We start from the raw sequence: 8,669 nt of genomic DNA, 5'->3' as shown, positions 1-8,669 counted from the left end.
AAACAGGCTGTTGCGGTCGGTGCCGCTGAACTGGTGACTGCCTGCCCTTACTGCATCACCAATTTTGAGGAAAGCAGGTTGAACCTGGAGTATGATGAAGTCATAGAAATCAAGGATATTACGGAGATTATTCAGGACGTGATTTAGCTTAATTCTATCCGGTCCGGCAAATCCGGACGCCATGAACCTAAAAATGATGATGAGGTGATAGAAAGTGGAAAACGAAGTATTGCCAAAAGAGATCATTCAACAATTTTCCGGAAGCCTTGGAGATGTTAATTTTGGAGACGTAGTGGTTGTCGGTGGGGGGGTAAGCGGTATCCAGGCCTCTCTTGATCTCGCCACTGCCGGATTTAGAGTGTACCTGGTTGAGAAAGGGCCGAGCATTGGCGGGCACATGGCCCAGCTTGACAAAACCTTTCCAACCAATGACTGCTCCATGTGAATTCTCTCACCGAAACTGGTCGAGGTCGGCCGGCATCCAAATATAGAGATTCTGACATTTACGGAAGTTGACGGTATAGAGGGGCAGGCGGGAGATTTCACGGTCACCCTGACCAAGAAGCCCCGATACATCCTTGAGGACAAGTGCACCGGCTGTACGACATGTGTAAAATATTGCCCGGTGCAGTACCCTGATCCCTTTAATCAGGAAATATCGGACAACAAGGCCGTTCACGTTTACTTTTCTCAGGCCATCCCGCTTGTCGCCTATATCGATGAGAGCTGTCTTTACCTGAAAGAAGGCAAGTGTGACATCTGCAGAAGCGTTTGCCAGACCGGCGCCATCGATTTCAAACAGACAACGCAAAAAGAAGAGGTAAAAGTAGGCGCGATCATTCTGTCTTCCGGCATCAAACCATTTGATCCTTCGGTTAAGGATGAATATGGCTACGGAAGGTTGCAGAACGTGGTAACCAGCATGGATTATGAACGGCTTTTATCATCCACCGGGCCATACGGCGGGGAAGTGCTGCGAACCTCCGACAGGAAGCATCCCAAAAAATTAGCCTGGATCCAATGTGTGGGTTCCAGGCGGGTGACCGAGGGCGAGAACAGCTATTGTTCGGGCGTATGCTGCACCTATACCCAGAAACAGGTGATTCTCACAAAAGACCATGACACCGAGGCACAATGCACCATCTTCCATAACGATATTCGCTCCTATGGCAAAGATTTCGAACGATTTTTCCAAAGAGCCGAACGGCTTCCCGGCGTCGAATTCATCAGAAGTTACGCGTCCATCGTAGGAGAGCACCCGGACAGCAAGAATGTCGTTGTCCGGTATGCCACGAACGATGATGGCGTAAAAGAGGAAGAATTCGACATGGTCGTCTTATCCGTCGGGTTGAATCCTCCTGCCGATCATAAAGAGCTTGCGGAAAAGTTCGGAATCGATCTCAATTCACACGGATTCAACCAGACCAACCACGAAAACCCCATGAAAACCAACCAGCCCGGGATCTTTGTCAGCGGCGCCTTTCAGGGGCCTACGGATATCCCGGAGTCGGTTTTTACCGCCAGCGCTGCCAGCGCCCAGTGCGGCGCGTTGCTTGATTACAGACGTGGAAAACTGGCCAAAGAGAGAATGTATCCGCCGGAACGGGATGTCTCTGCGGAGGAGCCAAAGATAGGCGTTTTTGTGTGTCATTGCGGGGCCAATATCTCCAGCGTGGTCAATGTTCCCTCCACTGTAGACTATGCCATGACCCTGCCCAATGTCGTCTACGCCCAGGAACAGCTGTTCTCTTGCGCCACGAATTCCGCCAAGGAGATAACCGATCTGGCAAGGGAGAAAGGCTTGAATCGCGTGGTGATCGCCGCCTGCTCCCCCAGGACGCTGGAACCCTTATTCCGGGACACCCTTCGGGAGGCGGGACTGAATCAATATTATCTGGATATGGCCAACATCAGGGAACATTGTTCCTGGGTTCACTCCAAACAAAAGGAAGAGGCCACAAAAAAGGCGCAGGACATCGTCCGGATGTCGGTGGCACGCGCCAGCTATCTGGAGCCGTTACAGGAGTTTGATCTGCCGGTAAACAAGGCGACCCTGGTGGTCGGTGGCGGTATCGCCGGCATGACCTGTGCCCTTTCCATCGCCAGTCAGGGGCATGAGGTCCATCTGGTGGAAAAGAAAAAAGAGCTGGGCGGAATGGCGCGCAGGATTCACACCACCATAGAAGGCATGGATGTGCAGGCTTATTTGGATGACCTGATCCGCGCGGTGTATCAAAACCCCTTGATCCACGTCTCCCATGAGGCCACCATCACCGACGTTTCCGGCTATCTGGGAAATTTTATGACCACGGTGGAAACTGAAGGCCGGGTCAAAGAGATAAAACATGGGGCTTCCGTCATTGCTATCGGTGCGGAGGAATATCAACCCACCGAATACCTTTACGGCGAAAATGATAAGGTATTCACCCATCTTGAACTGGGAGAACTGATCGCCCAAAAAGAAGAAAGGGTGATGAATGCCGAGAGTCTGGTGATGATCCAATGCGTGGGCTGCAGAAACGAAGACCGAAACTACTGCAGCCGGGTGTGTTGCAGCCACGCCGTGAAGAATGCATTGAAACTCAAAGAGATAAACCCGGAGATGGATATTTATATTCTCTTTCGGGATATGAGAACGTATGGGCTCAGAGAGGATTATTACCGGGAAGCATCAGACAAAGGGGTCAGATTTATCCGTTATGAACCGGATGACAAGCCCCTGGTCGAAGCTGCCAAAGAGGGGGGCAAGGAAATCGTTCGGGTGACCATTGCCGATCCCATCCTGGGTCAACGGCTTGAATTGGACGCCGATATTCTCTCTTTGGCGGCCGCTGTCATTCCCTGTGAATCAACCCGTGAAGTGGCCGGATTATTCAAGGTGACCTTGAGCCCGGACGACTTTTTTAAAGAAGCCCATGTTAAATTAAAACCGGTCGAGTTTGCCACCGATGGTGTTTTTCTTTGCGGGACGGCTCACTATCCCAAGCATATCCAGGAAACGATCAACCAGGCATATGGCGCGGCCGGCCGGGTCATGACGCTTCTATCAAAAGATACCGTCGTGGCCTCGGGTTCCGTTGCCGAGGTAAGCGCATACGATTGTGTGACCTGCGGTGCATGCATTACCGCCTGTACGTATGGCGCGATAGAATTCGTTGATACACCAAAAGGCAGCAAAGCATGGGTGAATCCCATTCTCTGCAAGGGAGACGGTGTCTGTGCCACAAAATGCCCGACCGATGCGATTGTGCTGAAGCACTTCACCAATGCCGCGCTTTGCAGCCAGATCGATGCGGCGGTTACCCAGCAGGAGATCCTGCAACAAATGGATGCAGCGGTTGAAGATCGATAGCGGTTTTCCATGGAGTCCATACAAATAAAGGGGTATGCACGAATGAGTACAGGTATTGAATTTAAACCAAGACTATTGGGCTTTGTCTGCCACTGGTGAGCATACGGCGCCGCTGACCTGGCTGGAGTTTCCAGACTACAATATACAAGTGATATGAGGCTTATTCGCGTCATGTGTTCCGGCAGAGTGGACCTGGAATTCATACTCAGGGCATTCTTTAATGGACAAGATGGCGTGTTTATCGGTGGTTGCCGCCTGGATGAGTGCAACTACATTACCCACGGCAATTATGATGCATGGGCCAACGTCTACCTGTGCAAGAAAATTATGAGTCACATCGGCCTGAACCCTGAGCGGCTGAGGATCGAATTTATGTCCGGTGCGGATGGAAACCTGCTGGCCGATGCAACTGATGATTTTACCAACCAGGTCAAGTCGTTGGGACCGCTTGGCGAGGGTGAAGGCATCGACGTAAATACTGTCAAGTTTAAACTCGAAGCAGCCATGAAACTGGTCCCCTACCTTCGGTTGGTTGAACGGGAGCGGCTGAGAGTACCTGAAAAATCAAAACAAGCGTATACCGAATTTTTCGAAAGCAGCCAGATAGACCGGTTATTCGATGAGATATTTACCGAAAAACTGGCCGTAAGCCAGATCATGCTGCTCCTGAAGAAAAAACCCCTTTCAACGATCGACATCTCAGAAAGGCTGGGCCTTAACCCGTCAGATGTATCCAAGCACATGAACAGTTCTTCTCGGCACGGGTTGGTCAGGTACGATACAACCAGCAATTGTTACGCACTGGCCTGAAAGAAACGGGTGTGGTTAAGCAGCGGTCAGGAAGAAAATAGGGAAACGCTTTATGGAAATTGAAAAAATTGATCAGATAATCGACAACCATCACGGCGAAGCCAGTTCACTCATTCAAATATTGCTTGAGATTCAAAGTGAGAATAACTGGCTTCCCAAGGAAGCCTTAAAACGGGTAAGCGAACGATTAAATGTCCCTTCAACCCGGGTACAGCACATCGCAACCTTTTATAAGGCTTTCAGTGTCGTTCCCAAGGGGCGCCACAAGGTTCACATCTGTTTGGGGACGGCCTGTCATGTCCGCGGTGCTCCCCGTGTGCTTGACACCGTGCAGGATGTGACCGGAATAAAAGCGGGTGAAACGGACCTCGATTTCAAGTTCAGCCTGGAAACGGTTAACTGCCTGGGTTGCTGTGCCTTGGGACCGGTATTGGAAGTGGATGGAAAAGTCCATGGAAAGATGACGCCGGGACAGACAGCAGACGTGCTAAAAACTTACGAGTAGGGGAGAATTATGGCGCGGTTAAATTCGCCTGAAGAATTAGAGCAATTCAGACAGGAACTATTGTCCAAAAGGGACCCAAGCGCCCCTTGCATCTCGGTCTGTGCCGGCGCCGGTTGCGTGGCCTCCGGTGCAGATGCCGTCATTGCCGCTTTTAAAGCGGAAATTGAAAAAGAGGGCCTGACCGCCAAAGTGGATACCAAGGGAACCGGATGCCCTGGATTCTGTGAGAGGGGACCGGTGGTCGTGATTTATCCTGAGGAGATATGCTATCTTCAGGTAACGGCAGAAGACGTTCCCGAGATTGTCTCACAGACGATTAAAGCGAATAAAATAGTCGAGCGCCTGCTCTATCAGGATCCCGTTACCGGTGAACGCGCTGTGCGGGAATCCGATATCCCCTTCTACAAAAACCAAAAACGCACGCTGCTGTGCAATAACATCAAAATCGATTCCAAGAGCATCGATGACTATCTGTCCCTTGGCGGATATTCAGCACTCAGCAAAGCGCTTTTCCAGATGACGGACGTGGCGGTTCTGGAGGAAGTCAAAAAATCCAACATCCGGGGACGGGGGGGTGCCGGGTTCCCTGCTGGTAGAAAATGGGAAGGTTCCCGAAACGCTCCGGAACCCACCAAGTATGTGATCGTCAATGCAGATGAGGGTGACCCCGGCGCGTTTATGGACAGGGCCCTGCTTGAAGGCAATCCGCACTCCATCCTTGAAGGACTGATCCTGGGCGGTTATGCCATCGGCGCACAAGAGGGCTATATTTATGTCCGACAGGAATACCCCCTTGCAGTAAAAAATATCCACCTGGCGATCGAGCAGGCTGAAGCATATGGTTTTCTCGGGGAGCATATTCTGGGTTCACGTTTTAATTTCAAGGTCATAGTCCACCAGGGGGCGGGTGCGTTTGTCTGTGGTGAATCAACGGCCTTGATGACAGCCCTGGAGGGCCGGGTGGGTGAGCCCAGACCCAAGTACACCCGCTCGAATATCAAAGGCCTGTGGGAAAGACCGTCTGTTTTGAATAACGTTGAAACATGGGCAAATATCCCGCTGATCGTCAATAACGGCGCTGACTGGTTTACCCAGATCGGAACCGAAGGCAGCAAGGGGACGAAGATTTTTTCATTGGTGGGCAAGATTACCAATACCGGGCTGGTGGAAGTCCCCATGGGCATTACCCTGAGAGATATCATCTACAACATCGGGGGCGGTATTCCAAATGGCAAGCGTTTCAAAGCCGTGCAGACCGGCGGACCGTCCGGTGGATGTATCCCTGAAGCGCAATTGGACCTGGAGGTCGGGTTTGACGAATTGACCAAGGCAGGCTCGATGATGGGATCAGGCGGGATGATCGTTCTGGATGAAGATACCTGCATGGTGGATATGGCCAGGTACTTCACTGAATTCCTTACGGACGAATCCTGCGGTAAATGTGTCCCCTGCCGTGAGGGCCTGCGGCAGATGAACAGGATCCTGACCAACATCACCAACGGAAAGGGAAAAGAGGGTGACATCGAGATCCTGGAGGAACTGTCCGAGACCGCCATCGAAGCCTCTCTTTGCGCGTTGGGCAAGAGTGCCCCGAATCCGTTTCTAAGCACGCTGCGATACTTCAGGGATGAATATGAGGCGCACATCAAAGAGAAGCGATGCCCGGCGATGGCATGCAAGGAGCTGATCGCCTACTACATCGATCCAAACAAATGCCAGGCCTGTATGATCTGCCTGCGCAAGTGCCCTGCAGAGGCGATCGATGGCGGCAAGAAGAAGATCCATGTCATCGATCAGGAAAAATGCACCAGTTGCGGAACGTGCTTCGAAGTTTGCCCCTCTCGTTTTGGCGCGGTAGCAAAGATTTCCGGCGAACCGGTCCCGCCCGCTGTCCCTGAAGAAGAAAGAAACATAATCAGAAAGAGCAAAAAAAATGAGTAAAATCCTTTTACAGATCGATGGAACCAACGTTGAAGCCAGTGAAGGGATGACGGTATTGGAAGCAGCCCAAAACGCCGGGATATCGATCCCCACGCTCTGTCACCACGAGAAACTGGAGCCCTTCGGGGGATGCCGGCTCTGCATCGTAGAGGTAGAATCACGCGGATGGACCAAGCTCGTTGTCTCCTGCGTTTACCCGGTAGAAGAAAAGCTGGTCGTAAGAACCCGGACAGAGAAGGTCGACCGAATTCGCAAAACCATCTTGGAGTTATTGCTGGCCCATGCGCCGGACTCCCCGGAATTGAAAACATATGCTCAAGAATATAATGCAGACAAAGACCGCTATGAAAAAGATGCTTCATTTTGCATCCATTGCGGCCTGTGCGTCAGATACTGTGCCGAGGTAAAGAAGGCCGACGCCATTGGATTTGTTGACAGAGGAATCAGGAAAGAGATCAGTTTTATTCCGGAAATAGCCGCCACGGTCTGTAACGACTGCAAGGAGTGTTTCCCGCTCTGCCCGACATCCTATCTCCAGGCGGCCTTTGTGTTAACTGAAGCCCTGGCGTTTCCGTCGGCGCCATCCGACAGCGGTCCAGCGAAATAGGTACCGATGCGGACAGGATACTCTCCAAGCGGGTGAGTGGAACGATCCGTCTTGCTGCGAACAGGCTGCTAAAGATCTTTTTTCAGATTGATGAACTTACTGCGGTCGAACCCCAGGGTCTTGAAAAATGAGAGTAAATCGGAAGAGTCCCAGGGCACCGAGGTATAAACGCGGCTGATTCCCATGCGCTTGTACAGTTTGAAGATCTCACGGGCAAGGCGGTCACCGAGGCCCTGGCCCATGTATTCCGGATCGACGCCAAGGGTGGCGATCCAGGCGCTTTTTTCAATGCCGAAGCCGAAGGTGAGGATGTAGCTGATCATAAACCCGATGACCCTGCCGTCCAACTCGGCCACGAAGCAGATGTCATTTTCGCTTCGGGCATGCTTTTCAATCAGGTCCTTAAAGTCCATATCTACGGATGTTCGGACAATGGATGCGTAGATGTCGGCGATATCGTCCGCATCCGCTGCCGCAAGTTCTCTGATCCGGATATTTTCCACGTCAATGGTCCTTTTTTTCTGCGTAGTTAGGGTTAATCGACCCGGATGATCTTCACATGACGCCCTACCCAGTCCGGAGGCAAATAGACGCGACCACTATTGCCACTGGATTTGACCAGTTTCTCGATCATTTCCTCCCCGTATATTTCGAATTTTACTTTTGTGGGAGTTAGGCTCGGCGGCGCTTCAGCCATCTGGTTTTTTTTGTCGTCTGCCACGATGAATGCCCATCCCTTTCGAGTGACTGGATTGGGGTTGTTTCGAAGGTGCTCGGATCATTCCTCTTAACATCAGCATCGGGTCGGGTCAAGCCGGTTTAGCTAATATGTCGCTATTTTTTAGCTGTGATGGGCTGCATGGGGGGGTGCGGGGAGTCCGGGGTCGGGTTTCGCTAACCAATTGACATTGCTAATTTAATAGCTTTGAAAGACACTTCAGACAAGCTTAATCCACCGTTTTTGCCCCTGAAAACATCCGATTAAGGAAATCGCTGCCAAATGCCCCGTGCAAAAAGACACTACGTTCCCGGTCATGTCTGGCATATTACCCACCGATGCCATAAAAGAGCCTTTCTTTTAAAATTCGCCAAAGATCGCCGCAGAGGGACTGAATGGCTGTACCAGGCAAAAAAACGGTACCGCGGTTTGAGTGTGTTGGATTACATGGTTACATCAAACCATATTCACCTGCTTGTATTTGACAATGGCGAGCGTAATATCATCCCGGATTCGATTAAGCTGGTCGCCGGCAGAACCGGCCAGGAATACAATATCCGCAAAAAAATGAAGGAGGTTCTGGCAGGATCGCTATCATGCAACAGCCGTAGAAAGTAATCGCCACCTGCACCAATGCATTGCCTATATTGACATGAACATGGTCCGTGCCGGCGTGGTGGATCATCCTAAGGAAGTGGGAATGTTGCGGCTATAATGAAATCCAGAATCCCCGGAA

General features: G+C 51.3%; 7 protein-coding genes. 5 read left to right on the top strand and 2 right to left on the bottom strand.

All coding sequences use genetic code 11. The annotated features are described in order from the left end of the window. Nucleotides 1-214: 214 nt before the first annotated feature. From QNK41_RS00370 to QNK41_RS00350, 5 genes are read left to right on the top strand one after another with little or no spacing between them, the layout of a single operon-like run. Nucleotides 215-3,352 (top strand): FAD-dependent oxidoreductase, encoded by a 3,138-nt coding sequence (locus tag QNK41_RS00370; RefSeq protein ID WP_413815095.1) that lies wholly within the window; start codon nucleotides 215-217, stop codon nucleotides 3,350-3,352. A gap of 42 nt (nucleotides 3,353-3,394) precedes the next feature. Beyond that, nucleotides 3,395-4,162, top strand: coding sequence for a hydrogenase iron-sulfur subunit (locus QNK41_RS00365; protein WP_319252592.1), 768 nt, complete (start codon nucleotides 3,395-3,397; stop codon nucleotides 4,160-4,162). Nucleotides 4,163-4,214: 52 nt separating this feature from the next. Beyond that, on the top strand, nucleotides 4,215-4,667 hold the full coding sequence (locus tag QNK41_RS00360; protein ID WP_319252590.1) for an NAD(P)H-dependent oxidoreductase subunit E: 453 nt from the start codon (nucleotides 4,215-4,217) through the stop codon (nucleotides 4,665-4,667). A gap of 9 nt (nucleotides 4,668-4,676) precedes the next feature. Then, nucleotides 4,677-6,608 (top strand): NADH-ubiquinone oxidoreductase-F iron-sulfur binding region domain-containing protein, encoded by a 1,932-nt coding sequence (locus QNK41_RS00355; protein WP_319252588.1) that lies wholly within the window; start codon nucleotides 4,677-4,679, stop codon nucleotides 6,606-6,608. Next, complete coding sequence (locus QNK41_RS00350; protein WP_319252586.1) at nucleotides 6,601-7,215, top strand: 2Fe-2S iron-sulfur cluster-binding protein; 615 nt, start codon at nucleotides 6,601-6,603, stop codon at nucleotides 7,213-7,215. The genes QNK41_RS00355 and QNK41_RS00350 overlap by 8 nt, the downstream gene beginning before the upstream one ends. A gap of 68 nt (nucleotides 7,216-7,283) precedes the next feature. Here QNK41_RS00350 and QNK41_RS00345 read toward each other — a convergent pair whose 3' ends face one another. Together QNK41_RS00345 and QNK41_RS00340 are read right to left on the bottom strand one after the other, a co-directional pair. After that, nucleotides 7,284-7,718, bottom strand: coding sequence for a GNAT family N-acetyltransferase (locus QNK41_RS00345; protein ID WP_319252584.1), 435 nt, complete (start codon nucleotides 7,716-7,718; stop codon nucleotides 7,284-7,286). A gap of 32 nt (nucleotides 7,719-7,750) precedes the next feature. Next, complete coding sequence (locus tag QNK41_RS00340; protein WP_319252582.1) at nucleotides 7,751-7,936, bottom strand: DUF2080 family transposase-associated protein; 186 nt, start codon at nucleotides 7,934-7,936, stop codon at nucleotides 7,751-7,753. Between the last annotated feature and the right edge of the window lie 733 nt (nucleotides 7,937-8,669).

Origin of the sequence: Desulfosarcina sp. (genome assembly GCF_033791525.1) — a bacterium.
Classification (GTDB): domain Bacteria; phylum Desulfobacterota; class Desulfobacteria; order Desulfobacterales; family Desulfosarcinaceae; genus Desulfosarcina.
Note: the sequence above shows the minus strand (reverse complement) of the source record. Positions and strands in the feature narration are given on the sequence as shown.

What these genes read in the sequence shown, in the direction of transcription:
- QNK41_RS00360 (WP_319252590.1), top strand. Translation starts at nt 4,215, where the DNA reads ATGGAAATTGAAAAAATTGATCAGATAATCGACAACCATCACGGCGAA.
- QNK41_RS00350 (WP_319252586.1), top strand. Translation starts at nt 6,601, where the DNA reads ATGAGTAAAATCCTTTTACAGATCGATGGAACCAACGTTGAAGCCAGT.
- QNK41_RS00355 (WP_319252588.1), top strand. Translation starts at nt 4,677, where the DNA reads ATGGCGCGGTTAAATTCGCCTGAAGAATTAGAGCAATTCAGACAGGAA.